Source organism: Acanthopleuribacter pedis (assembly GCF_017377855.1).
Classification (GTDB): Bacteria; Acidobacteriota; Holophagae; order Acanthopleuribacterales; family Acanthopleuribacteraceae; genus Acanthopleuribacter; species Acanthopleuribacter pedis.
On record NZ_JAFREP010000097.1, the window covers coordinates 1 to 1,322 of the forward strand.

The window sequence follows — 1,322 nt, forward strand, 5'->3', positions numbered from 1 at the left end:
TGACCGGACACTACGGACCGGAGCCCCTCCGTAGGGTGTGGATTCCCAAATCAAACGGGAAGCTGCGCCCTTTGTCGATCCCGTGTGTACGGGACCGCGTCGTCCAACAGGCAGCCCTGCTGATCCTGGAGCCGATATTCGAGGCCGATCTTTTGCCGGAACAATACGGATTCAGGAAGAAGAGGGATGCTAAAGCGGCTGTAAGACGGGTTTACTTCCATATCACCGAATTTGGGCGGAAGGAAGTTGTCGATGCCGACCTGAAAGACTATTTCACGACCATTCCTCATGGGCGACTCATGAAGTGTGTCGCGCGAAGAATATCGGATGGGAAGGTTCTAAGCCTTATCAAGCGAATTCTTGAGGTGCCGGTTGTGGAAAAGACCCGCCGGGGGAAAACGAGGACGGCGGAGGCGAAGAAGCTCCGTCGCGGCGTCCCCCAGGGTGGGGTCATCTCGCCGTTGCTGTCGAATCTTTATTTCAGGCGGTTCTTGCTTGCCTGGAAGAAGTTCGGCTTTGCTCGTATGTTTAATGCTCAAATCGTGAACTACGCCGACGATCTGGTGATCTGCTGCAAACCGGGCTCCGGCTCAAAAGCGAGGGAACAGATGGAACGGCTGATAAAGTGCATTGGACTTGAAGTAAACCGAGAAAAGACAAAAACGGTAATGACTCCCGTGGAAAGTTTCGACTTCCTCGGATACACATTCGGGTTGGCGTACAACAAGAAAGGGAAACCATATTTTGGTACCAAGCCTTCCAAGAAAGCCCTACAGCGGCTCGTGAAGAAAATTCACGACGAGACTTCGCGAAGGTGGCTGACGTCAACGGTGGAAAAGCGCGTGGCGGAGATCAACGCGATCTTACGGGGTTGGGTGAATTACTTCAACCAAGGTCCGGTCATCAAGTGCTACGACATCGTTCGCCAATACACCGAGAAAAGGCTACGACGCTGGTTGGTCACGAAGCACAAGCAGCGAGGCAAATCGGGATATCGCCTATACCCGGACGAGCTTCTTTACGGGAAGCTTGGCCTCTATAAGCTGCCGAGACGAATGGCCGACGTGCCGAGAGCGAAGACATGAGATCCCGGATGAGAGCCGTATGCGTTAGTAGCGCACGTACGGTTCGATGAGCGGGGTGTGGAAACGGGTTCGGTATCCCTGCCGAGCACCGCGCCACATCCCGACTCTACCCAGCGGCAGATCGGGGTCATCCAGAAAGGCGGTTAAGCCCGCCCAATTGTCGTTCATGTACCCCAAAGCTTTTCCCATCGGGGATTTGGGGAGGCAACGCTGCCGTTTGCGCCAGGCATCGATTTC

At 54.8% G+C, this 1,322-nt stretch carries 2 protein-coding genes; one reads left to right on the forward strand and one right to left on the reverse strand.

The annotated features are described in order from the left end of the window. On the forward strand, positions 1-1,085 hold a 1,085-nt coding region (ltrA, locus tag J3U88_RS34005; RefSeq protein WP_207863679.1), incomplete at its 5' end, for a group II intron reverse transcriptase/maturase. A gap of 24 nt (positions 1,086-1,109) precedes the next feature. Here ltrA and J3U88_RS34010 read toward each other — a convergent pair. Beyond that, on the reverse strand, positions 1,110-1,322 hold a 213-nt coding region (locus J3U88_RS34010), incomplete at its 5' end, for an IS66 family transposase (protein WP_207863680.1).